This is a genomic window from Microlunatus speluncae, assembly GCF_009299835.1.
GTDB classification, from domain to species: Bacteria; Actinomycetota; Actinomycetes; order Propionibacteriales; family Propionibacteriaceae; genus Microlunatus; species Microlunatus speluncae.
The window spans coordinates 84,515-107,414 of the sequence record NZ_VKCZ01000007.1 but is presented as its reverse complement, the minus strand read 5'-3'; the positions used below and the strand labels follow the sequence as shown (position 1 = coordinate 107,414).

Here is a 22,900-nt window from a genome sequence, read left to right as displayed (position 1 = left end):
GCGCTCTTGCGGCGTGTCGGTGCACAAGTGACGGGTCGGCAGGAGGTCTGGGCACTTGGCAGCGACGGTCGGCAGGCGGTCAGGACCCTCGGCAGCGACGGTCGGGACGATCTTCCCGTTCGAGCCTTGGCGAGGAATCTAGGCCTGCGGCTTCGACAGAGGTGGCCGGCGCTCGCTCGGACGTTCGTCCCATCCGATCGAGACGTCACTTCTGCTCCGACACGCCGCAAAAACGCGTGCGTTAGTGACGGGTCGGCGGGGTTTGGGTGAGGCGGGTGATTGTGGGTGGGTCTAGGGCGAGGGTGAGGCCGGCGGCTTCGTAGGCGAGGAGGGCGGCGCCGCCGACGGCGTCCAGGGCCGGGGGTACGAGCTCGCTGTGCACCGAGCCGGGCACGCAGAGTGAGACGCCGAGCCGGTCGGCGAAGGCGGGATCGCTGGCCAGGGCGCCGGTGACGGCGACCGGGACCGGTTCGGTGCCGACCAGGGCGGCCAGCAGCAGGACGCCGTGCGCGGTCTTGTCGGTCAGCCCGCGGATCGCCTGGTCGGCCAGCGGTGACGTGTCGGCCGCCGCGGTCACCAGCGGGGCCAGCGCGCCGTAGCGGCGCTTGACGTCGTTGTGATCGACTTCGGCCAGCTCCAAGATCACCCGGCGCAGCCCGGTCAGATCATCGACTCCCCAGTGCTCCAGCACCTGCGCGACCAGGGGCGCGTCGGCCGTCGAGGTCGTACCGATCAAGATCTGGTGCATCAGGTCGAAGACCAGGTGCCGGGCGCCGCCGGCATAGTGCTGGAACTGACCGCTCTCGATCTCCCGGCCGTCCGCGGTGATGGCCAAGATCATCGAGCCGGTGCCGGCGACCACCATCACCCCGGGCTCGCCCAGCAGGGCACCGCGATGAGCGACCACCGCGTCGTTGACGAAGCGTCGCGGGCAGCGGAGCGAGGGGAGGGCGAAGTGCTCCTCGGCCCAGGCGCTGGTCCACCCGCCCTGGTTGGAGCCGGTGCGCCCGATCCCGGCGAGGCCGGCGGCGAAACCGATCGCGTCAGCCGGATCAAGATCACCCTGCGCCAGCGCGCGAGCCACCGTGTCGGCGACGTTGTCGGCCGCATCATCGTTGTGGTTCGGCGATCCGCCGCGACCGGTCGCCGCCGCGAGCAGCGACCCGTCGCTGCCGTGACACCTGACCCGGGTGTGCGTGCCGCCGGCGTCGACGGCGATCACGTATCCGGCGCGCAATGGCAACTCTGTCATGGGCGCAAACTCTAACGTCGAGCACGCCAGGTGATCAGAACTTGGGCTGATCCTCGGTGTCGATCGGGCTGTGGCCGTGCAGGAAGTCGAAGTCGCAGCCGAGGGGTGCTTGATCGACATGGGACAGATAGAGCGAGCCGTAGCCGCGGCGGTAGGCCGGCGCCGGGGGTCGCCAGGCGGCCCGGCGGCGCTCCAACTCGGCGTCGTCGACCAGCAGTCGCAGGCTGCGGCCGGGCACGTCGAGCTCGATCTGATCACCATCGACGACCAGGGCCAGCGGCCCGCCGATCGCGCTCTCCGGCGCCACGTGCAAGATCACCGTGCCGAACGCGGTGCCGCTCATCCGGGCGTCGGAGATCCGCACCATGTCCCGGACTCCCTGCCGGAGCAGCTTGGCCGGCAGCGGCAGGTTGCCGACCTCGGGCATGCCGGGGCCGCCGACCGGCCCGGTGTTCTGCAGCACCAGGATGTCCGTGGCCTCGATGTCCAGCTCCGGATCGTCGATCCGGTCCCGCAGATCGCCGACGCTGGTGAAGACCCGGGCCCGACCGCGGTGCCGGAGCAGCTCCGGGCTCGCCGCCGCGTGCTTGATCACGGCGCCGTCCGGCGCCAGGTTGCCGGTGAGCACGGCCAGCCCGCCGTGCGCGTCGAGCGGCTCGGCCAAGGTCCTGATCACCGAACCGTCCGGGGCCGGGGCGTCGGCGACGCTCTCGGCCAGGGTCTGTCCGGTCACGGTGAGCTGATCACCGTGCAACAGCGGCAACAGTTCCTTGATCACCACCGGCACGCCGCCGGCGTAGAAGAGCTCCTCCATCTGATAGCGGCCGACCGGCTTCAGGTCCACCAGGAGCGGAGTTCGGGCACTGATTTCGTCGAACAGGCGCAACGGCAGGTCAAGATCACGGCGGCCGGCGATCGCCGGCAGATGGACGACCGCGTTGGTGCTGCCGCCGAGCGCGCTGAGCAGGGTGATCGCGTTCTCGAACGCTTGTGGAGTGAGGATCGCGGACGGCCGGAGGTCCTCGGCGACCAGGCCGACGATCCGCCGGCCAGCGGCCTGCGCCAGCCGGAGCCGGCGCGAATCGACCGCCGGGATCGCCGCGTTGCCCGGCAGCGCCATTCCCAGCACCTCGGCCAGGGCGTTCATCGTCGAGGCCGTACCCATCACCATGCAGTGACCGGCGCTGCGCACGATCGCGTCCTCGTAGCCGCGGTAGGCGGCGTCGTCGAGCCGGCCGGCCCGATGCTCGGCGGTGAGCCGGCGGCAGTCCGTGCAGGCGCCGAGCACCTGGTCGCCCTGGCGGCCGTTGAGCATCGGCCCGCCGCTGACCAGGATCGCCGGCAGGTCGGCGCTGGCCGCGCCCATCAATGCCGCCGGCGTGGTCTTGTCGCAGGACGCCAGCAGCACCACTCCGTCCAGCGGTTGGCTGCGGATCATTTCCTCGGTGTCCATCGCGGCCAGGTTGCGATGCAGCATCGAGGTGGGGGAGAGGAAATTCTCGCCGAGTGAGATCGTCGGAAACTCCACCGGCGTCCCACCGGCCTGCAGCACGCCCCGCTTCACCGCCTCACACAGCTCGCGGAAGTGCTGGTGGCAGTTGTTGAGCTCGCTGAACGTGTTGCAGATGCCGATCAGCGGCCGACCAAGATCATCGTCGTCGTGCCCCATCGACTTCATGAACGAGCGGTGGATGAAGCCGGCCACACCCGGCTCGTTGAAGAACCGCTCGGCCCGGCGCTGCGTTGGCTCGCTCATTCCTGCTGCCTCCCTGAAGCTCTGAGGAACAGGGTAGGGATCGGGCTTCCCCTTCGACAGGCTCAGGGACCGTTGTGGACAGGCGGGCCGGGCAGCAGTCGGGTGGCGGCCAGGGCGATCAGCTGGCTCAGGGCCAGCAGGGCGAAGATCAGGCTGAAGCCGAGCTGGCCGAGCCCGGTGAACACGCCGACCACGGTGACCCCGGTCGAGGCCGCCAACTGCACCACGATGAACAGGGTGGCTGTCGCCTGCGCCGTCGAGGCCGCGGGCACCACCCGGAAGACGCTGGAGAACGCCGGGGCGGCGACGAAGCCGAACGACAAGCCGATGATGATCATGACGATGATCAGCACCGGTGCCGGGGCGACGGGATTGATCAAGGCGAAGGTGGCCAGGCCGATCGCGGTCACCGCGGCGCCCGCCCGGACCAGCACCTTCGGCCCGGTCCGGTCGCTGATCCGGCCGCCGTTGGACATCGAGACGATCAGTCCGACCCCGAGGGCGCAGACCAGCAGGCCGCGCGCGAGGCCGTGCCAGCCGAGGAGTTGCTCGGCGAACAGCGGCAACGAGATCACCATCGAGAACATGGTGAATCCCACGGCGGCCATGGCGATCAGGCTGCCGACGAAGCCGCGGTGCCGGAGCAGGCCGAGGTCCAGCACCGGCGCCTTGGTCGTGGTCGCGGCGTGCCGGGCGTACCAGCCGAGCAAGATCACGCCGACCGCCGCGGCCAGCAACGGGATCCAAACGGGGGTGTCCGTGCCGACCCGGTTCAGCGCGATCAGCAGCCCGACGAAGCCGAGCGGTAACAGGATCAGGCCCAGCAGGTCGATCGGTCCGCCGGGCCGGTCGGGGGCCTGATCGCGGGGCAGCAGCCGGATCGCGGCGATCAGCACGAGCAGACCGATCGGCAGATTGATCAAGAAAATGCCGCGCCACGACGGATCGGTGTCCAGCACCGCGCCGAACAGCGGTCCGACGATCGGCGCGACGTTGATGATCATGGACAGGAAGCCCATCACCCGGCCCACCAGCGCGGGCGGAGCGGCCCGGGCGCTGAGGGCGAGGGCGGCCGGCTCCAGCAGCCCGCCGCCGAAGCCCTGGAGCACCCGGAACGCGATCAGGGCGCCGATCGACCAGGCGAAGCCGGCCAGCACCGAGCCGAGCACGAAGCCGGCCAGCCCGATCAGGAAGACCCGGCGGCCGCCGTACCGGTCGGAGGCCCAGCCGGCCAGCGGTTGCGCCAGCCCGGCGCTGATCAGGTAGCCGACGGTGACCCAGACGACAGTGTCGAGACCGGTGCCGAGGGCGGTGCTCAGGGTGGTCAGCGAGGCGGCGACGGCGGTGCCGTTGAGCACGGCCATCAGCGCGGCCACCGCCATCGCGGCCACGACCAGCGTGGTGGTCCGGTCGAGCCGGACCGGCGTCGCCCGTTCGGTGTCTACTGTCATGGCAAGGAAACTAAACTAAACCGAGTAGTAAAGTCAATCAGGCAGTGCGGTATAGTTCGGGCATGACAGCGGCGGCCCCCGGCACGCGTGGCGCGACCAAGCGCCAGGCGATCCTGGACGCGGCCGCCGAGCTGTTCGCCGAGGACGGGTACGAGCGGGCCAGCATCGACGCGATCGCCGGCCGGGCCGGGGTGTCCAAGCCGACCGTCTACAGCCACTTCGGCAACAAGGAGCGGCTGTTCCGGGAGTCGCTGGCCGAGAGTTCGCGGCAGCTGAACGAGCAGTCGTACGCGGCCGCCATCGCGCTCGACGTCGGCGCGAACTGGGAGCAGAGCCTGCGCCAGGTCGCCGTCCAGCTGGTCGAGTGCCAACGCAGTCCCTGCGCCGCGTCGCTGCAGCGCCAGCTCTACGCCGAGATCAATCGCGACCCCGAGGTGTTCAGCATCGTCCGGTCCCGCGGCGCCGATCCGATGATCGAGGCGCTGGCCGGCCGACTGGCCATGCTGGCCAATGCCGGGCACCTGAAGCTCGACGATCCGCTGCGTGCCGCGAAGCAGTTCCTCGCCCTGATCGGAGCCGAGATGGCCGAGCTCACCGTGCTCGGCACCGGCCGTGGTGACGACCGCTCAGTGACCGCGGCGGTGCGGGCCGGAGTCGAGACATTCCTGCGCGCTTACCGCACCTGATTCCGCGGCTCGCAACCGATTCGCGTTGGACGCCGCCCAGTGTGTATCTTTGTGCGTCGGCGCCGGGTGATCGGCGCCGTAGACTTGCCCCTATAGCTCAGTAGGCAGAGCGTCTCCATGGTAAGGAGAAGGTCTGCGGTTCGATTCCGCATGGGGGCTCGGGAGTCACCTTCCTGCTCCGGCAGGGCAAGTGGGTGGGAACCGTGGCGGGGTAGCTCAGTTGGTGAGAGCGTACGACTCATAATCGTGAGGTCGCGGGTTCGAATCCCGCCCCCGCTACCGTAAGTCGAAGTTAGTCCGGCAAGCGCCTGGATCAGGCGAAAGTGAGGAAGTCATGGCCAAGAGCTCTGATGTGCGGCCGAAGATCACACTCGCCTGCACCGAGTGCAAGGAACGCAACTACCTGACGAAGAAGAACAAGCGGAACGATCCGGACCGGCTCGAGCTGAAGAAGTTCTGCCCGCGCTGCCGGACGCACCAGCCGCACCGCGAGACCCGCTGACCTCGTCCGGTCCCGGCGGCGGCACGACGCCGCTGATCCTGGTTGCCCACGGCAGCCGGCATCCCGGCGTGTCCGCGGCGCTGGATCAACTCGCCGCGGCCGTCGCCGACGAATCCGGGCCGGAGCGGCTCGAAGTCAGCACCGCGTTCCTCGATCTGACCGAACCCGATCTCGGGACCGCGGCCGCTTCGCTGCGGGCCGCGGGTCGGCAGCGTGCCGTCGTCCTGCCGTTGCTGTTCACCGAGGCTTTCCATGCCCGGATCGACCTGCCGGCCACCGTGGCGAAGGCCCGGCAGGACACCGGGCTGGAGTTGATCACCGCCGACGTGCTCGGCACCGGCGGCGACATCGAGAGCCTGCTCGACAGCACTCTGGCCGAGGCCGGCGTCGGCCCGGAGTCGGTAGTGATGGTGTACGGGGTCGGTTCCTCCGACGCCGAGGCCAACGCCGCCGTGATGTCCCTCGCCTCCCGCCTCGGCAGCCGTCGCGGCAGCTGGGACTTCGCGGCTTTCGCCACCTGCGATCCCCGGGCCGACGAGCAGCTCGGCCGGGTCGACCGGCTGATCGTCCTGCCCCTCTTCGTCTCGCCGGGCCTGTTGCTGACCCGGCTGGAGACCGCCGCGGCCGAACACGGCGTGACCGTCCTGCCGCCGCTCGGCACCCGGCTGGCCCCGGTGATCTACGCCCGCTATCGCTCGGCACTGACACCGCGGCACCGCTGACCGGCCCGTTTGCTCCTCGTTGCGGGGGATTTCACTTCCGGACTGAAACACCGTATAGCGTACGGTAAAATGGTCGGGTGATTCGAACCATCCCCGCCCTGCCCTGCGCCGAACTCGACCACGTGCTGCCCTTCTACCTCGCCCTCGGCTTCCGGCAGACCTACCGCCAGGACCGGCCGAATCCCTATCTCGCCCTCAGCCGGGCCGACGGCTGCGAGCTGCACTTCTTCGGCCTCCCCGGCTTCGACCCGGAGGCCAACTGGAGCAGTGTGATCATCCAGGTCGACGACACCCTGGTGTTGTTCGAGGAATTTGCCGCCGGGCTGCGTTCGCACTACGGCAAGCTGCCGCTGGCCGGCTTGCCGCGGATCACTCGACCGCGGCTGAAGCAGGGCACCGCTCGCGGCTTCTCGGTCGTCGACCCGGCCGCCAACTGGCTCCGGGTCACCGCCGGCGCCGAGGACGGCGGCGAGGGCTCGCGGCTGGAGCGGGTGCTGCTGAACGCGGCCCGGCAGGGCGACTCGCACGGCGACGTGGGGACCGGGATCTCGATCTTGGAGAACGGGCTGCGCCGCCACGCCGACGCGAGTGATCAGGAACGGCTGCCGCTGCTCAGCTATCTCGCCGAGCTGCTGGTCCGCAGCGGTGCGCCCGACCGGGCCCGATCCGTCCTGGCCGAGATCGACGGGCTGTCGGTGGACACCGCGGAGGTCGCCGCCGAACTCGCCGAACTCCGGGCTCAGCTCTCCCGGTCGACGCACAGCACGTGACCTATGTCGAGGGGGTCTGGTTCGATCAGACGTTCACCGGCCGGACGTATCGGGAGATCGGGATCGCGAGCACGCGGGACCGGTCCTTCACTCTGCGTGCGACTGACACGATCGACTCGGTCCGGGAGGCGCACCGGCTGCGCTGCGAGGCGTCGCGGGCGGCGCTGGCTGAGTTGCGGTTGAGCGATCGGGTCGACGGGCGTGGCGTGGTGATGAGAAGAATGTCAGCGGCGAGTCAGCAACGACACCTAGCGTTCGGTCAAATTGGACCTAGCCGAAGGACGCTATGAAACAAGCAACGAGACTCGCTACCGCTCTCGCCTCGATCCTTTGTCTGACCGGACTCATCAGCACGACCGCGGCGACCTCGGCGGCCGCCACCACGCTGCGATCAGGACCGGTGACCGCTACTGCACCGATCGTCGCCGCGGCCACCCCGCACTGCAACACGCGATTGGCTGTCTACATCACCAGCACCCGTCAGCTCGTCGTTCCCTCGTACAACCAAGTCACCAGGAACTGCATCATGAACACTGGTGCCCGCGGCTCGCACGTGTGGGAACTGCAGACTGCTCTCAGGGACTGCTATCACATCAACCCCGGACCCATTGACGGAAAGTACGGCCCGCTGACCAAGGCCGCCGTCGCCGTATTCCAGCAATCCGTCAAGATCAAAGACGACGGGGTCTACGGCCCTCGAACCGAAGACTTCATGCGCTTCCGCGTCTACGACAACAGAGGCGCCTGGGCGGGCTGGTGCACCCAGTAGGTCAACTAGGGTCTTGAGGCATGGAGCAGCGGGACGAGGAGTGGGTCACGGAGTTGCGGGGGCGGTTGGATGAGCTTCTTGATCATTATCGCGACGCCCTGCAGCACAGCTTGGACGAGCTGACCGAGGAGGAGGCGCGGCGGAGACTGGTGCCGTCGAAGACCACGCTGCTCGGCTTGCTCAAGCACGTGACCTATGTCGAGGGGGTCTGGTTCGATCAGGCGCTCACCGGCCGGACGTATCGGGAGATCGGGATCGCGAGCACGCCGGACCGGTCCTTCACCCTGCGGGCGACCGACACGATCGCCTCGGTCCGGGAGGCTCATCGGCTGCGCTGCGAGGCCTCGCGGGCGGCGCTGGCCGAGCTCCGACTCAGTGATCGCGTCGACGGCCGCGGCGATCGCCCGGTCTGGGCGCTGCAGCTCCAGGTGCTCCGCGAACTGGCGCAGCATGCCGGGCACGCCGACATCCTGCGCGAGCAGTTACTGGCGGCCCGCACTGGACCGTCCTAGGTACGACGCCGGCGGAGCGGGAGCCGGCCGGTGACGGGATTACGCGCGGTCAGGCAATAGCGTCGGCCGGCCGGGTCGGTGCAGGTGATCCAGTGCGCGCCGTCGCTCAGCCGCCGGGCGCCGAGGGCCTCGTGCCGGGTCGCCTCCGTCTCGCGGTCGGCGCAGGCCAGATCCAGATGGGCCCGGACCTCGGTCTCGGGCGGGTCGCCGGTGCGCTGGAACAGGATCCGCAGCGGCATGCCCTCCGGCCGGACCAGATAGCCGAACTCGGATTGCGAGCCGGGCCGGTGTTCCCACCCGGTCAGCTCGGACCAGAAGCTGGTCTCGTCGTCGTACCGCGCGGCCGGCAGGTCGAGGCAGAGCTGATCGACCAGCGACCCCGGCCTGCCGTACGGCAGCGCCCGGAACCGTTCGCCGTGATGGGTGACCAGGCAGAACGGGAAGCCGCCGGGTGAGGTCGCGACGCTCAGCCCGGGCTCGGTGAAGGTGATCGTCGCGCCCAGCCGGGCGGCCCGCTCGGTCGCCGGCGCGACGTCGGCGACGTGCAGATCCAGATGGTGCCCCGGGGTCTCGGAATCGGTCAGTTGCACCCGCAGATAGGAATCGCCGTCCGGCGGCAGCAGGGTGGCGAACTGGCCGGCGTCGCCGCGATAGGCCGACAGCGCCGATCCGGTGACCCGCTGCCAGAACCGGACGGACTCGCCGAACGTGTCGGCCGGACCGTCCAGGAAGGCGGTCAACCAGGCGATCATCGCCGAACCCCCAGCGCCGGTCGGGATCGAGCCGCGGTCAGTCGACCGGGGCGGTCGGATGGCTGTGTACGAAGTCCTCGACGGTGAGCAGGTGGTAGGCCATCTGCAGCCGCGCCCGGTCGGGATCGTGGTGGCTCAGCGCCTGCCAGATCGCCCGGTGTTCCCGGTGGGCGCGGGCGACCTGGCCCTCGCTGTGCAGCCCCATCCAGACCCGGGCCCGGGCGGTCCGGCTGGCCAGCGCCTCGATCAGTGCGGCCAGGGTCGGATTGCCCGAGCTGCGCGCGATCACGCTGTGGAAGTGGATGTCGGCCTCGACGAACGCCTCGTGTTCGCCCGAATCGACCAGCGGCTCGACCTCGTCCAGGATCTCCTGGGCCCGGCCGAGGGTCGCGTCGTCGATCAGGATCGCGGCCCGGCCGGCCGACTCGGTCTCCAGGATCCGGCGTACGGCATGGACATCGGCCCGGTGTTCGGAGGACTGCAGGTCGACCATGAAGCTCATCGGTGCCAGCAGCAGCGAGGAGTCGAGCGACGTGACGTACGTGCCGTCGCCCTGCCGGGTCTCCAGCACCCCCATGATGCAGAGCGCCCGGACGCCCTCGCGCAGCGAGCCGCGGGACACCCCGAGCCGCGCGGCCAGGTCCTTCTCGACCGGCAACCGGGCCCCGGCGGTCAGGTCTCCCGTGGTGATCATCTCTTTGATGCCGTTGAGGACGACGTCGGTCTGGGATTCCCGCGGTTGCTCCGGGGTCGCCGTCGCAACCTCCGACCCTGGAGCCGACTCGATACTCATCCGATCATTATGGCGGATTCGCCGGATCCGGAGCCGGGCGTCGGCCGGCGCCAACGACGCGAAGGCGGCCTCCGGCGTCCCGGCCGCGGGCGGATTCCGTACGGCCGGGTGCCGTCCATTAGCGTGGGTCCGTGCCCATCTCGACCGAACACGTCGGCCGGAACTACCCACCGACGACGCCGTATCAGGTGTCGGCGGCCAAGATCGGCGAGTTCGCCGCGGCCATCGGTGATCCCAACCCGGCCTACGCGGGCGACGAGGCAACGGCGCCGCCGACCTTCGCGGCCGTCGTGGTGACCCAGGCCTGGCAGGGGATGTTCGACGATCCCGAGCTCGGGCTGGCGCTGCACCGGATCGTGCATGCCGAGCAGCGCTTCAGTTATCAGCGTCCGCTCCGGGTCGGCGACCGGGTGGTCTCGACCCTGACGATCGAGAAGGTACGGGCCCGCGACACGGCCGACTTCATCACCACCAGCGCCCGGGTGGAGACCGTCGCCGGCGAGCTGGTCTGCACCGCCACGGCGACCTTCGTGCACAGCAAGGAGGCGGCGTGACGTCCCCGGTGATCGAGGTCGGGGCCGAGCTGCCGCCGCTGACCATTCGGCTGACCAGGGAGCGGCTGGTCCGCTACGCCGGCGCCGCGACCGACTTCAATCCGATCCACTACTCCGAGCGGGCGGCGACGGCGATCGGTCTGCCCGGCGTTGTCGCGCACGGGATGCTGACGATGGGGGCAGCGCTGCGGGCGGTCACCGACTGGGTCGGCGATCCGGCCCGGGTCGTCGGCTACGGCGTACGGTTCACCCGCCCGGTCGTGGTGCCCGACGACGCCGAGGGCGCGACCATGATCGTTTCCGGCCGGGTGACCGCGGTCGACGGTGATCAGGTGACGATCCAACTCGACGTGGTCTGCGGCGAGGTCAAGGTGCTCGGTGGGGCGAAGGTGGAACTCGATCTTGGGCGTTGACGCGACGACCGCCGATGCGGTGAGCACCCTGCTGGCCGATCACACGACCTTCCGGGTCGGTGGCCGGGCCCGCGATTTCGTCGTCGCCGGGAGCGAGGCCGAGCTGGTCGAGACGATCACCCGGCTGGACGCGGCCGGTGAGCCGGTGCTCGTGCTGGGTGGCGGGTCGAACCTGCTGATCGGTGATCATCCGTTCGACGGCACGGTGATCAAGATCGCCAGCCGCGGCATCGAGGTGGACGACAGCGGCTGCGGCGGCGCCGTGGTCCGGGTCGCCGCCGGTGAGAACTGGGACTCCTTCGTGGCCACCGCCGTCGATCATGAATGGTCCGGGATCGAATCCCTGGCAGGGATTCCGGGCCTGGTCGGTGCCACACCGATCCAGAACGTCGGCGCCTACGGGGCCGAGGTCGCCCAGGTGATCGCCAGTGTCGAGACGATCGACCGGAGCACCGGCCGGCGAGCCCGGTTCGCCGCCGCCGACTGCGGCTTCGGCTATCGGCATTCCCGGTTCAAGGCCGAGCCGGGTCGCTATCTGGTGCTCGCGGTCACCTTTCAGCTGCCGCCGGGATCCCTCTCCGCCCCGATCGGGTACGCCGAGCTGGGCCGGGCCCTGGGCGTGGAGCAGGGGGAGCGGGTGCCGGCGAGCGCGGTTCGCGACGCGGTGCTCGGCCTGCGGGCGGGCAAGGGCATGGTGCTCGACGCGGATGATCATGACACCTGGAGCGCCGGGTCGTTCTTCACCAATCCGGTGCTGACCGCTGAGGTGGCTGATCGGCTGCCCACTGATGCACCCCGGTGGCCGGCGGAGGGCGGCATGATCAAGACCAGTGCGGCCTGGCTGATCGATCATGCCGGCTTCGGCAGGGGCTACGGGACCCCGCCGGCGACGCTGTCCGGCAAGCACGTGCTGGCCCTGACCAACCGCGGTGGCGCGACCGCAGCCGACCTGGTCGCCCTGGCTCGGGAGGTGCGGGGCGGCGTCCAAGCCGCGTACGGGGTCGAGTTGGTGCCGGAACCCGTGCTCGTCGGGTGCTCCCTGTGACGCCGGCGGCGGGCGCGGTGTGGGCACCGCGCCCCGACCGGGTCCGACTTTGGAGAGCCGGGGAGGTCGTCGAGCTGGTTCGGGCGGGCGAGGATCATCGGGTCTGCCCTTCGACAGGCTCAGGGAACGGAACAAGCGGCGACGGCTCAGGGAACGGAACGGGCGGGTGGTGGGTGCCGCCGGCCGGAGTGACGGTCGATCATGACGTCGACTACGGGTTCCTGATCGATGACGACGAGACCGTGCTGCCCGATCCGCGGTCCCGGCGGCAGCCGGCGGGCGTCCATCGGGCCTCCCGCGGCTACGATCCCGGCCGCTACTCCTGGCAGGATCACGACTGGACCGGCCGGCAGTTGGCCGGCGCGGTGATCTACGAGCTGCACGTCGGCACCTTCACCCCGGACGGCACGCTGGTCTCGGCGATCGACCGGCTTGATCATCTCGTCGAGCTCGGCATCGACCTGGTCGAGCTGATGCCGGTCAACGCGTTCAACGGCAGCCACAACTGGGGCTATGACGGGGTGCTCTGGTCCGCTGTGCAGGAGGAGTACGGCGGCCCGGAGGCGTACCAGGGCTTCGTCGACGCCTGTCACCAGCGCGGCCTCGGCGTGATCCAGGACGTCGTCTACAACCATCTCGGGCCGAGCGGCAACTACCTGCCCCGGTTCGGACCGTACCTTGATCAAAGTCGGTCCAACACCTGGGGCGAGTCGATCAACCTGGACGGCCCGGACTCCGACGAGGTGCGCCGGTTCATCATCGACAGCGCGCTGATGTGGCTGCGCGACTACCACGTGGACGGGCTCCGGCTGGACGCCGTGCACGCGCTGCGGGACACCCGGGCGACGCACGTCCTGCAGGAGCTGGCGATCGAGGTGGACGCGCTGAGCGCCTACGTCGGCCGGCCGTTGTCGTTGATCGCCGAGTCGGATCTGAACGACCCGCGGTTGATCACCGCCCGGGAGGCCGGCGGCTACGGGCTGGACGGCCAGTGGAGCGACGACTTCCATCACGCGCTCTACGCCAACCTGACCGGCGACAGCACCGGCTACTACGCCGACTTCGACTCGGTCAGCGCGTTGGCCAAGGTGCTCACCCGAGGCTTCTTCCACGACGGCACCCCTTCGACCTTCCGCGGCCGGGCCCACGGCCGCCCGTTCGACACCCACCGCACGCCCGCCTGGCGGCTGGTGGTCTGCTCCGACAATCATGATCAGATCGGCAACCGGGCCGACGGATCGCGGCTGTCCGGCCGGCTGGATCAGCGCCAGCTGGAGCTGATGGCGATGATCACCGTGCTGGCCCCGTTCACGCCGATGATCTTCATGGGCGAGGAGTGGGGTGCCCGGACGCCGTGGCAGTTCTTCACCAGCCACCCGGAGCCGGAGCTGGCCGAGGCGGTCGCCAAGGGCCGGGTCGCCGAGTTCGCGGCCATGGGCTGGGACCTCAGCGTCGTGCCAGACCCGCAGGACCCCGAGACCTTTCGCCGGTCCAAGCTGGACTGGGCTGAGCCCGACCAGCCGGACCGGGCCGCGCTGCTTCGCCGCTACCGGGAGTTGATCATGCTCCGGCGCAGCCGGCCGGAGTTCACCGACCCGCGGCTGGACCGGGTGCAGGCCGAGGCCGACGACGAGCGCGGCCTGCTCCAGCTCCGCCGGGACCGGCTGCTGCTGGTGATCAACTTCTCCGAGCACGAGGCCGAGGTCGCGACCGGCCCGACCGGAGCCCCGCTGATCACCGTCGGTGCCGCCACCCCGGCCGACGGCACCGTGCGGCTGGGCGGGCACAGCGCCACGATCATGGAGCTCACCTGACCGCCATCCGACTTGTCAGAACTGAGTAGCCCCCGGGCACAACTCAGTTCTGACAACTAGGCAGAGGTGAGGGATGTGAGCCGGTTGCGGAAGTTGGTCAGGGCGGCGCGGTAGAAGCGGGGGCCGTACGAGACGCGGCGGACGCCGAGGTCGGCGAGATCACGCAAACCGAGGGCCTCGCCGGTGTTGCCGTTGATCGGGGCCGCGACCTGCTCGACCAGGGCCTTGATCATTTCCGGGTCGGCGAGCCCGATCGGGTAGACGCAGTCGGCACCGGCCGCGCGATAGAGCTCGGCCCGGCTCAGACACTCCGCCAGCCGGTCCGGCTCGGCCAGGCCGCTGGTCGGCAGGAAGGTGTCGACCCGGGCGTTGATCACGATCGGCACCCCGGCCTCCGTCGCGGCGGCGCGGACTCCGGCCAGATAGTCGGCCTGGGCTGCCGCGTCTCGCAATCCGCCGGCGCGGTGGTCGGTGTCCTCGAGGTTGCAGCCGACCGCTCCGGTGTCGAGCAGCCGCTCGACGAATTCGGCCGGGCCGAGGCCGTAGCCGGCCTCCGCGTCGACCGTCACCGGCACCGGCACGGTCCGCGCGATGCGCCGGGCGACCTCGAACAGGGCCGCCCAGGGCGCACCCTCGCCGTCCGGATAGCCGAGCATGGCGGCGACGGCGTTGCTCGACGTGGCCACGACCGGGAAGCCGGACTCGACGACGACCTCGGCGCTGGCCGCGTCCCAGGCGTTCGGCAGCACCAGCAGCGGGCCGTCGTGCAGCTCTCGCAGGACCTTCGCCTTGACGGCCGGATCCGTTGTTTCGTTGGACATTGCTACTCCTTGATCATCAGTTCGGTTGAGGAAGACATGGCGATCCGTCCTGGGCGGTGAGAAGGTTCGGGGCAGCGACGCGTTCGAGGCTCTGACATCGCTGCCGAGGGAAAGGAATCGGTGTGGCCCGATTCCTTTCGCCGCCGGCAGCGGTCTGAACCGGTGACCGTCGGAGAAGAAATGGAGACCGGGATGACCGCACAGCCAGTGCCCGCGCAGGCGCTCGACCAGGAGTTCGACCAGCTCCGCGGGCCGCTGCTGGCCCACTGCTATCGGATGACCGGCTCCTTCCAGGACGCCGAGGACGTCGTCCAGGAGACCTATCTGCGGGCCCGCCGGGGGATCGACCGCTTCGAGGAGCGGTCGTCGTTGAAGACCTGGCTCTATCAGATCGCCACCAACACCTGCCTCAGCGCGCTCGGCCACCGCGAGCGCCGGGTGCTGCCGTCCGGGCTGGGCGCGCCGGCCACCGATCCGTACGCGCCGATCGTGTCCGACACCGGCGTCTCCTGGCTGCAGCCGCTGCCCGACTCGGCGGTCGGTGACCCGGCGGAGATCGTCGTCACCCGGGAGTCGGTACGGCTGGCGCTCACCGTCGCCCTGCAATACCTGCCGCCGCGGCAGCGGGCCGCCTTCCTGCTGCGCGAGGTGCTGTCCTGGTCGGCCGAGGACATCGCCACCACGCTCGGGATCAGCGCGCCGGCGGTGAAGAGCCTGCTGCAGCGGGCCCGGGCCCGGTTGGGCACCGCGGCCGTCGCCGAACCGGCTCCCGGTGAGGTCGAGCACGACCTGCTGGCCCGCTACATCGCCGCCTTCGAGCAGGCCGACGTCCGCGCCCTGGAGGAGATCATCCACGCGGACTTCACCCTCGAGTCGACCACGCATCGCACCTGGTTCAAGGGGATTGCTGTCTGCCTGCCGTTCCTGGCGCGCACCATGGCGCCGGTGGGATCGGCCCGGTTGATTCCGGCCGGCTTCAACGGCCAGCCCGGCTACATCTCGTACCGCGATCGGGGTGACGGGGTGTTCGCGGCCATCGGGATCGGCATCCTCACCGTTGATCATGATCGCGTCCGGGCCCTGACCAACTTCAAGGACGACGACCTGTTGCGGGCGCTGCGGCTGCCGATGATCTTGTCGGGTGGGGCGGCGTCATGATCACCGGGATCGAGGCCCGGCCGGTCGCCCCGATCCTGTCCGGCTCCGTGCGGTACGCCCTCACGGCCGTCGCCGGGCTGTCGGCGGATGATCTTGGTCGGTCCTCGCCGTGCGCGGGTTGGACGGTCGGCGACGTCCTGCGGCACCTGCACGAATCCTTCGACGCGCTGAGCGCCGCCCTGAACTTCGGCCGGGTCGTGCTCGACGAACCCTCCGGCGCCTCGCCGCGGGAAGGCGTGATCTCGGCGCTGACCGAATCGGCCGACTGCCTCGACCGCGCCGCCCGGCGCCGCGGCCCGGCGAGCCCGATCGCGGTCGGCGGGCTGCCCCTGGCCCGCGACAAGGTGATCATCGTCGCGTCCGTCGAGGCCGCCGTGCACGGCTGGGACGTCAGCGCCGGCGCCGGCCGACCACTGCCCATCCCGGACCCGCTGGCGATCGCGTTGCACGGCCGGCTCCCCGAGCTCGGCAGCCCCGGCCCCGGTATCTTCGGCCCGGCCCTCACCATCTCGGATGCGAGCACCCCGAGCCGGCGACTGCTTGCCGACCTCGGCCGGGACTGGCGCTTCGACGCGGGTCTCGCTCCCTGAGCCCTGAAAAGTAGAGACGCACCAAAGGCGGAAGGGACGAGCAGGGCTCAAGCCTGCGCTGCCGGCCGGCCGGTTTCGCCGGCGGTTCGCTTGCCGAGTGGACGCTTTGGCCAGGCCCGAAAACTCGCGACCAAAGTGTCCACTCGCGGGCGCCCGGCGGTGCCCTCGGCCCGGTGAGGGTGGTCTTGCCGATCACCGGAGGCGCGTGACAAGCTGTGAGAGGCGCCTCCAGGGCCCCCCTTTCCACATCGAGGAAAGGGAGATTCTCATGTCACACCCGATCGAGTTCCGACTCTCGGAGAATCCGTGGGCACCGACCGCCGTGGTCGAGGAGATCAACGCGCGCACCGGCAGCGGGCTGGTGATCACCGGGCTGGCCGACCAGATCGGCGGCGTCAGCAGCGCGGCCTTCGTGGCCTGGCCGGACGGTCGCCAGTCGGCGCTGACCCGGCCGCGGACCCCACTGGCGCTGATGCGGCTGACCGCGACGGTGCTGGGCGAGGCCCGGGCGCAGGGGCTGCCGGTGCCGACGTACCAACTGGTGCTCCAGTTGGACCACGGCTATCTCGCGGTGGTGCAGGAACGGCTGCCCGGCCGTCACGTCGAGACGCTGGACCGGACCACCGTGGCGGCGTTCGTCGCGATGAACGAGCGGTTCGCCGGCCTGTTGCGTCGGCATCCGGAGGTTCCGCCACCGCCGGCCTTCCCGGCCGACGGTCCGGGCTACGGCGCGTTCGAGGACACCATCGGCGGGCACAGCCGGCGTGGCCGGCGACTACTGACCCGGCTGCTCGCGGTGGACGGCGGCCGGCCGCTGCGGCTGGCCGGCGACGACCTGGTGCACGTCGACTATTCACCGGGCAACGTGCTGTTCGACGAGTCCGGCCGGGTCAGCGGCGTGGTGGATTGGAACTTCGGCGCGGCCCGCGGCGACCGGCGCTACGCCCTGATCGGCCTGGCCTGGGGCAGCGTCGGCCGGAGAACGATCAAGGCGGGTGAGCAGGCGTGCATCGACGCGGCGCTGGCCGAGCTCCAACCGGCCACGAGGCGCAGTTACGAGGCGCACTGGGCCGCGTACAACGTGCACCGATCGATCGTCGAGGGCTTCTCGGCCGACCGGATCCTTTCCGACCTGGCCTTCGCCGAGGCCCTGATGAGTTGATCACCGGCATCGGCCGAGGCCGGTGCTTGACCGCCCGGCGGGAAGCAGGTTAGCCTTCCCTTACTCGCTCAGCGAGGGTCGACCGAGTGGTGAGTTTCGGCTCGGTGCTTCGGTGGCACATCCTCCTTCGGGAGGGGCGCGTCGGTCGGACGGCGCGGCCTGGTGCGGGGGGTCGCGCCAGGCCGCGCCAGGGCCGGATTCGCTGGAATTCGTACGGCAGAATGCGGTGTCGGAACGGGGCGGCCGAGGACTAGACTCAGCGCCGAAAACCCCCACTTCTCAAGAGACGGATGCCCGCGGCAATGACCCTTACCGAGCTCGAACCCGACGCCCTCACCCAGTTGCTTGCGGATCAGCAGGCGGCCTATGCCGAACTGAAGGCGCGCGGGCTCAAGCTCGACCTCACTCGCGGCAAGCCGTCGGCCGAACAGCTCGACCTGTCCAACGCGCTGCTCACCCTGCCCGGCGACGGCGAGTTCCGGGACTCGTCGGGCACCGACTGCCGCAACTACGGCGGCATCGAAGGGGTCGCCGACCTGCGCGCGATCTTCGGTGAGCTGTTGGGCGTGCCGGTGGACCAACTGATCGCCGGCGACAACGCGAGCCTGGCGATCATGCACGACGTGATCGTTTTCGCACTGCTCAAGGGAGTGCCCGGCGCGGCCGGTCCGTGGGCCGGCGAGAAGATCAAGTTCATCTGCCCGGTGCCCGGCTACGACCGGCACTTCTCGATCTGCCAGCAGTACGGGATCGAGATGATCAACGTCGACCTCGGCGACGAGGGTCCTGATCTTGATCAGATCCGTGAGCTGGTCAAGGATCCGGCGGTCAAGGGGATCTGGACCGTGCCGACGTACGCCAACCCGAGCGGCTCGATCTACACCGAGGAGATCACCCGGCAGCTGGTCTCGCTGGAGACCGCGGCCCCGGACTTCCGGATCTTCTGGGACAACGCGTACGCGCTGCACCACCTGACCGAGACCGAGACTCCGGTGCTCGACGTGCTCGGCCTGGCCGAGGCGGCCGGCCACCCCGACCGGGTGTTGATCTTCGCCTCCACCTCCAAGATCACCTTCGCCGGCGCCGGCGTCTCCTTCTTCGCCTCGTCGCCGGCCAACGTCGCCTGGTATCTCGGCCTGCTGGGCAAGCGCACCATCGGCCCGAACAAGATCAACCAACTGGCCCACGCCCGTTACCTGGGGTCGGCCGCGGGCGTCCGGGCGCTGATGGCCCAGCACCGGGCGATCATCGCGCCGAAGTTCGACCGGGTGGAGCAGATCCTGGCCGACCGGCTGGGCGCGTACGGTGTCGCGAGCTGGACCGAGCCGCAGGGCGGCTACTTCGTCAGCCTGGACGTCACCGACGGCACGGCGAGCCGGGTGGTGCAGCTGGCCAAGGAGGCTGGGATCGTGATGACCGGGGCCGGATCGGCGTTCCCGTACGGCAAGGATCCGCGGGATCGCAACATCCGGATCGCGCCGACCTTCCCGACGCCGGAGGACGTGGAGCTGGCGATCGACGGCCTGGCCACCTGCGTCCTGCTCGCCGCGGCCGAGCAGCGGCTGGCCGGCTGAGGGTCAGGAGTAGGCCGCCGGTTCGACTCCACTCGCTGCGCGCGGCTATACTCCTGCACTTGGTGGCAGTCGCCATTGTCTCGGCGCGCCCGTCGTTTTGTTCGGCGGACGGACCGGGCCGGTGGAGCGGCCACGAAGGGCAATAGCTCAATTGGCAGAGCATCGGTCTCCAAAACCGAAGGTTGTGGGTTCGAGTCCCTCTTGCCCTGCGGATCGAAAGAACCTGACGGAGGAAAAGCGTGGCGGACGACAAGGACAAGGGACCGGCGGACGAGCCGGACCTTTCCGCCGGCGACCCCGACGATCAGCGTCCTGAGTCCGACGCGGGATCGGAGCCCGTCAAGGGTTCCGACGCCGACGGCGAGGACGTCACGGAGCCCAGCAACGAGGAACTGGCTGCTGCGGCCGACGCGGAGTCGCCCAAGGGCGACTCCGGTGATCCCGACGGCGACCCGGAAGCCGATGACGACAGTGACGACTCCGACAAGGAACTCGTCGCCGTCGGTGCCACGGCCAAGACCCGAAGTGAGGGCGCCGCGGACCGTACGTCATCGAGCGGATCCAAGGGCCGGGAGAAGAAGTCCGAGGCAACGCCCAAGCAGCGCAAGGGCACCGACCGGCCGCGCCGCACCGGCCCGATCACCTTCATCAAGGAATCGGTCGCCGAGCTGCGGAAGGTGGTGTATCCCACCGGTCAGCAGTTGCTGAACTATTTCCTCGTCGTGTTGGTGTTCGTGCTGTTCATCATCGCCGTCGTCAGCCTGCTCGACCTCGGATTCGGTGCGCTGGTCTTCCGGATCTTCAGCACCAGCTGACCAGCTCGACGAGTGAACACCAACGGATAGACGGAGAATCGACGTGTCAGAGAACTTTTCAGCGCCTCGTTCCGCCGAGGACGAGCCGAACGGCTCGGATCCCGGCGTGGACCAGCTGGAGAGCGACGCGTCGACCCCGGCCGCCGATTCCAGCGAGGACTACGGTCTGGCGCTGGAGACCGATCAGCCGGCCAACAGCGGTGACGACATCGCCATCGACCTCGGTAGCTCGGCGGTCGAGGAGACCGAGGACGATGACGACATCAACCTCGACTTCGGCGGCGGCTCGGTCCCCGCTCCGGAGGAAGAAGAATCGGATCTCAACCTCGACTTCGGCACGGCCGAGGAAGAGGACGACGCCGAGGACGAGGACGACGATTCCGACGACGACGGACCCGATGTCGAGGGTGTCGCGCTGGAGACGTTCCGCACCGAGCTGCGGGGCAAGATCGGCGACTGGTACGTGGTGCACACCTACTCCGGGATGGAGAACCGGGTGCTGCAGAACCTCGAGAACCGGGTGTCCTCGCTCAACATGGAGGACTTCATCTTCGAGGTCGTCGTGCCGACCGAGGAGGTCACCGAGATCCGCAACGGCCAGCGCAAGCAGGTCAAGCGGACCGTGCTCCCCGGCTACGTGCTGGTCCGGATGGACCTGACCGACGAGTCCTGGTCGACCGTCCGGCACACGCCGTCGGTGACCGGCTTCGTCGGGCACTCCAACCAGCCGGTGCCGCTGAGCCTGGACGAGGTCGAGAAGATGCTCGCCCCGTCGGTGGTCGCGGCGGCCGCGGCGACGAAGGAAGGCCCGGCCCGCAAGAAGAAGAAGATCGAGGTGGCCGACTTCGAGGTCGGCGACTCCGTGATGGTGGTGGACGGCCCGTTCGCCGGTGTCCACGCCACGATCACCGAGATCAACGCCAACAGCCAGCGGCTCAAGGCCCTGGTCGAGATCCTCGGCCGGGAGACCCCGGTCGACCTGACCTTCGCCCAGATCCAGAAGGTCTGATCATGAACTTCCGGGCAAGCCTGCCCGGAGCAACAGGAAGAACAACGAAGGACCCGAGAAGTCATGCCTCCTAAGAAGAAAGTTGCGGCGCTGGTCAAGGTCGCACTGCAGGCCGGCTCCGCCACTCCGGCGCCGCCGGTCGGCACCGCGCTCGGCCCGCACGGCATCAACATCATGGAATTCTGCAAGGCGTACAACGCCGCGACGGAGTCCATGCGTGGAAACGTGATCCCGGCCGAGATCACCATCTATGAGGACCGCACCTTCAGCTTCATCACGAAGACGCCCCCGGCGGCTGAGCTGATCAAGAAGGCCGCGGGAATCCCGAAGGGCTCCGGCGTCCCGCACAAGGAGAAGGTCGGCAAGATCACGGCCGCTCAGGTGCGCGAGATCGCGACCACGAAGCTGCCGGATCTCAATGCCAACGATGTCGAGGCCGCGGCCAAGATCATCGCCGGCACCGCCCGCTCGATGGGTGTCACCGTCGAGAAGTGAGACCACCTCGGCTGGAGGAGGCTCACCCCGAAAGTCTGGGAGGACCGAGCGCGGTCCGGACCAGAACTGGTCGATCAATCATGATCACGAAACGAAGGAAACCAGCAGCATGAAGCGCAGCAAGGCTTACGCCGGCGCGGCGAAGGCCATCGATGCAGAAAAGCTCTACGCCCCGGACGATGCGATCAAGCTCGCCAAGGCGACCACGACGGTCAAGTTCGACGAGACCGTCGACGTCGCGATGCGGCTCGGCGTCGACCCGCGGAAGGCGGACCAGATGGTCCGCGGCACGGTCAACCTCCCCAACGGTACGGGCAAGACGGCACGGGTCCTCGTCTTCGCCACCGGGGACAAGGCCGAGGCCGCACTGGCCGCCGGCGCCGACGAGGTCGGCTCCGACGATCTGGTCGAGAAGGTCCAGGGCGGCTACCTGGACTTCGACTCCGTCGTCGCCACGCCGGACATGATGGGCAAGATCGGCCGCCTCGGCCGGGTCCTCGGCCCGCGCGGCCTGATGCCGAACCCGAAGACCGGCACCGTGACCGTCGATGTGGCCAAGGCCGTCACCGACATCAAGGGTGGCAAGATCGAGTTCCGGGTCGACCGGCACTCCAATCTCCACTTCATCATCGGCAAGGCCTCCTTCTCGCCGGAGATGCTGAGCCAGAACTACTTCGCCGCCCTGGACGAGGTGCTCCGCCTCAAGCCGAGCAGCGCCAAGGGCCGCTACATCCGCAAGATCACCCTCTCCACCACCATGGGCCCGGGCGTGCCCATCGATCCGAACCGGGTCAAGCCCGAAGCGGTCTGATCTCGCGCTTTAGCTGTACGGACGCCGTCCAGTGATCGTCTTTCGTGGTCACTGGGCGGCGTTTCTTCTTTGCTTCTTGAGGGATTAGGTGGCATGCCGCGGCGAGGGCTGGGGGTCTGTGCGCGGGCAACCATCCGCCCGCGGGCCAGTGTGGGTGCCGCTGCCGCGGTCTGAGCGTCCGCGTGCTCCCGCCAGGCCCGTCCACGCCCGCGCACAGACCCCCATCCCTCGCCGCTCCCTTTGGCATGGCCCCGGGTGGGGTTTCCGCCTCAGCCGAGCGGAACCCTGGTAGCTACGACTGCCAAACCGAGCGCGAAGCTGATCACGAGGTCGAAGCGGCCCACCTTTCCGAGTTGTCAGAACTGAGTTGTGCCATGACACAACTGAGTTCTGACAACTCGGGAGGGGCGGGGGTCGTGGGGTGTGGATGGCGATCACTGTTCCGAGTTGTCAGAAGTGAGGTGCGCTATGGCACAACTCAGTTCTGACAAGTCGGCAGGGGAGACCCTCCGTGGTGGAGCGGCGTGAGGTACGGGGCCTGCCCTTCGACAAGCTCAGGGAACGAAACAAGCCCTTGTGGTCGGTTTGGCGGTGCGGCCGCGAGGGCTTGGTCCGTTCCCTGAGCCTGTCGAAGGGCGAGCCAGATGTCATGATCAGAATCTGCCTTTCGACAG

The 22,900-nt window shown here is 69.3% G+C and carries 25 protein-coding genes and 3 tRNA genes; 22 read left to right on the top strand and 6 right to left on the bottom strand.

All coding sequences use genetic code 11. From position 1 onward, the window contains the following. Window positions 1-241 precede the first annotated feature (241 nt). The 3 genes from FNH24_RS10155 to FNH24_RS10145 form a co-directional block, all read right to left on the bottom strand. Entirely contained in the window at window positions 242-1,252 is a 1,011-nt protein-coding gene (locus FNH24_RS10155) for a BadF/BadG/BcrA/BcrD ATPase family protein (protein WP_161606076.1), read from the bottom strand. A gap of 34 nt (window positions 1,253-1,286) precedes the next feature. Then, window positions 1,287-3,008, bottom strand: a complete 1,722-nt coding sequence (locus tag FNH24_RS10150) for an IlvD/Edd family dehydratase (protein WP_152362062.1) — start codon at window positions 3,006-3,008, stop codon at window positions 1,287-1,289. 62 nt (window positions 3,009-3,070) lie between these two features. Then, window positions 3,071-4,459, bottom strand: coding sequence for a DHA2 family efflux MFS transporter permease subunit (locus FNH24_RS10145; protein ID WP_152362061.1), 1,389 nt, complete (start codon window positions 4,457-4,459; stop codon window positions 3,071-3,073). A gap of 62 nt (window positions 4,460-4,521) precedes the next feature. Here FNH24_RS10145 and FNH24_RS10140 point away from each other — a divergent pair, with 62 nt between their 5' ends. From FNH24_RS10140 to FNH24_RS10100, 9 genes are all read left to right on the top strand, one after another. Further along, window positions 4,522-5,145: a TetR/AcrR family transcriptional regulator gene (locus FNH24_RS10140; RefSeq protein WP_152362060.1), complete on the top strand. Its 624-nt coding sequence runs from the start codon at window positions 4,522-4,524 to the stop codon at window positions 5,143-5,145. 86 nt (window positions 5,146-5,231) lie between these two features. After that, window positions 5,232-5,304 (top strand) — tRNA-Thr (locus FNH24_RS10135). Between the two features lie 46 nt (window positions 5,305-5,350). After that, window positions 5,351-5,424, top strand: a tRNA-Met gene (locus FNH24_RS10130). A gap of 55 nt (window positions 5,425-5,479) precedes the next feature. Next, complete coding sequence (gene rpmG, locus FNH24_RS10125; RefSeq protein WP_152362059.1) at window positions 5,480-5,647, top strand: 50S ribosomal protein L33; 168 nt, start codon at window positions 5,480-5,482, stop codon at window positions 5,645-5,647. Then, complete coding sequence (locus FNH24_RS10120) at window positions 5,602-6,369, top strand: sirohydrochlorin chelatase (RefSeq protein WP_281351030.1); 768 nt, start codon at window positions 5,602-5,604, stop codon at window positions 6,367-6,369. Before rpmG ends, FNH24_RS10120 begins: the two co-directional genes overlap by 46 nt. 77 nt (window positions 6,370-6,446) lie before the next feature. Next, a complete protein-coding gene (locus FNH24_RS10115; RefSeq protein ID WP_152362057.1) occupies window positions 6,447-7,139 on the top strand; it encodes a VOC family protein in 693 nt (230 codons plus the stop codon). Further along, window positions 7,136-7,429, top strand: coding sequence for a mycothiol transferase (locus FNH24_RS32635; protein WP_217428141.1), 294 nt, complete (start codon window positions 7,136-7,138; stop codon window positions 7,427-7,429). The genes FNH24_RS10115 and FNH24_RS32635 overlap by 4 nt, the downstream gene beginning before the upstream one ends. Then, window positions 7,426-7,908: a peptidoglycan-binding domain-containing protein gene (locus FNH24_RS10105; RefSeq protein ID WP_152362056.1), complete on the top strand. Its 483-nt coding sequence runs from the start codon at window positions 7,426-7,428 to the stop codon at window positions 7,906-7,908. The genes FNH24_RS32635 and FNH24_RS10105 overlap by 4 nt, the downstream gene beginning before the upstream one ends. A 20-nt stretch (window positions 7,909-7,928) precedes the next feature. Further along, a complete protein-coding gene (locus FNH24_RS10100; RefSeq protein WP_152362055.1) occupies window positions 7,929-8,420 on the top strand; it encodes a mycothiol transferase in 492 nt (163 codons plus the stop codon). Here FNH24_RS10100 and FNH24_RS10095 read toward each other — a convergent pair. Together FNH24_RS10095 and FNH24_RS10090 are read right to left on the bottom strand one after the other, a co-directional pair. Next, window positions 8,417-9,172 carry a VOC family protein gene (locus tag FNH24_RS10095; protein ID WP_152362054.1) on the bottom strand — a complete coding sequence of 252 codons (756 nt, stop codon included), beginning with the start codon at window positions 9,170-9,172 and terminating at the stop codon, window positions 8,417-8,419. The genes FNH24_RS10100 and FNH24_RS10095 overlap by 4 nt on opposite strands. Window positions 9,173-9,209: 37 nt before the next feature. Then, window positions 9,210-9,965 carry a FadR/GntR family transcriptional regulator gene (locus FNH24_RS10090; protein ID WP_152362053.1) on the bottom strand — a complete coding sequence of 252 codons (756 nt, stop codon included), beginning with the start codon at window positions 9,963-9,965 and terminating at the stop codon, window positions 9,210-9,212. Between the two features lie 131 nt (window positions 9,966-10,096). Between FNH24_RS10090 and FNH24_RS10085 the strand changes: the two genes are divergently transcribed. The 4 genes from FNH24_RS10085 to treZ are packed head-to-tail and all read left to right on the top strand — an operon-like array spanning window position 10,097 to window position 13,791. Next, window positions 10,097-10,519 carry an FAS1-like dehydratase domain-containing protein gene (locus tag FNH24_RS10085; RefSeq protein ID WP_152362052.1) on the top strand — a complete coding sequence of 141 codons (423 nt, stop codon included), beginning with the start codon at window positions 10,097-10,099 and terminating at the stop codon, window positions 10,517-10,519. Further along, a complete protein-coding gene (locus tag FNH24_RS10080; RefSeq protein ID WP_152362051.1) occupies window positions 10,516-10,932 on the top strand; it encodes a MaoC/PaaZ C-terminal domain-containing protein in 417 nt (138 codons plus the stop codon). Before FNH24_RS10085 ends, FNH24_RS10080 begins: the two co-directional genes overlap by 4 nt. After that, complete coding sequence (locus FNH24_RS10075; RefSeq protein ID WP_217428140.1) at window positions 10,922-11,977, top strand: UDP-N-acetylmuramate dehydrogenase; 1,056 nt, start codon at window positions 10,922-10,924, stop codon at window positions 11,975-11,977. Before FNH24_RS10080 ends, FNH24_RS10075 begins: the two co-directional genes overlap by 11 nt. Further along, window positions 11,965-13,791, top strand: a complete 1,827-nt coding sequence (gene treZ / locus FNH24_RS10070) for a malto-oligosyltrehalose trehalohydrolase (protein ID WP_343031742.1) — start codon at window positions 11,965-11,967, stop codon at window positions 13,789-13,791. Before FNH24_RS10075 ends, treZ begins: the two co-directional genes overlap by 13 nt. Before the next feature lie 56 nt (window positions 13,792-13,847). Here treZ and FNH24_RS10065 read toward each other — a convergent pair whose 3' ends face one another. Continuing rightward, on the bottom strand, window positions 13,848-14,612 hold the full coding sequence (locus tag FNH24_RS10065; RefSeq protein WP_152362050.1) for an isocitrate lyase/PEP mutase family protein: 765 nt from the start codon (window positions 14,610-14,612) through the stop codon (window positions 13,848-13,850). A gap of 180 nt (window positions 14,613-14,792) precedes the next feature. Here FNH24_RS10065 and FNH24_RS10060 point away from each other — a divergent pair, with 180 nt between their 5' ends. The 9 genes from FNH24_RS10060 to rplA all read left to right on the top strand — a co-directional run bounded on the left by FNH24_RS10060 (window position 14,793) and on the right by rplA (window position 22,226). Then, a complete protein-coding gene (locus tag FNH24_RS10060; RefSeq protein WP_152362049.1) occupies window positions 14,793-15,770 on the top strand; it encodes an RNA polymerase subunit sigma-70 in 978 nt (325 codons plus the stop codon). Then, entirely contained in the window at window positions 15,767-16,360 is a 594-nt protein-coding gene (locus FNH24_RS10055) for a TIGR03086 family metal-binding protein (protein ID WP_152362048.1), read from the top strand. Before FNH24_RS10060 ends, FNH24_RS10055 begins: the two co-directional genes overlap by 4 nt. Before the next feature lie 268 nt (window positions 16,361-16,628). After that, on the top strand, window positions 16,629-17,522 hold the full coding sequence (locus FNH24_RS10050; RefSeq protein WP_152362047.1) for a phosphotransferase: 894 nt from the start codon (window positions 16,629-16,631) through the stop codon (window positions 17,520-17,522). A gap of 302 nt (window positions 17,523-17,824) precedes the next feature. Continuing rightward, entirely contained in the window at window positions 17,825-19,096 is a 1,272-nt protein-coding gene (locus FNH24_RS10045) for an aspartate aminotransferase type Ic (protein ID WP_152362046.1), read from the top strand. Window positions 19,097-19,232: 136 nt separating this feature from the next. Then, window positions 19,233-19,305: transfer RNA gene (locus tag FNH24_RS10040), tRNA-Trp, on the top strand. A gap of 30 nt (window positions 19,306-19,335) precedes the next feature. Further along, a complete protein-coding gene (gene secE, locus FNH24_RS32630; RefSeq protein ID WP_152362045.1) occupies window positions 19,336-19,911 on the top strand; it encodes a preprotein translocase subunit SecE in 576 nt (191 codons plus the stop codon). Window positions 19,912-20,026: 115 nt separating this feature from the next. Next, window positions 20,027-20,920: a transcription termination/antitermination protein NusG gene (nusG, locus tag FNH24_RS10030; RefSeq protein WP_425486887.1), complete on the top strand. Its 894-nt coding sequence runs from the start codon at window positions 20,027-20,029 to the stop codon at window positions 20,918-20,920. Between the two features lie 63 nt (window positions 20,921-20,983). After that, window positions 20,984-21,415 carry a 50S ribosomal protein L11 gene (gene rplK, locus FNH24_RS10025; RefSeq protein ID WP_152362043.1) on the top strand — a complete coding sequence of 144 codons (432 nt, stop codon included), beginning with the start codon at window positions 20,984-20,986 and terminating at the stop codon, window positions 21,413-21,415. A 109-nt stretch (window positions 21,416-21,524) separates the two neighbouring features. Continuing rightward, the gene (gene rplA / locus FNH24_RS10020) at window positions 21,525-22,226 is read left to right on the top strand and encodes a 50S ribosomal protein L1 (RefSeq protein WP_152362042.1); all 702 of its coding nucleotides are present in this window, start codon (window positions 21,525-21,527) and stop codon (window positions 22,224-22,226) included. Window positions 22,227-22,900 lie beyond the last annotated feature (674 nt).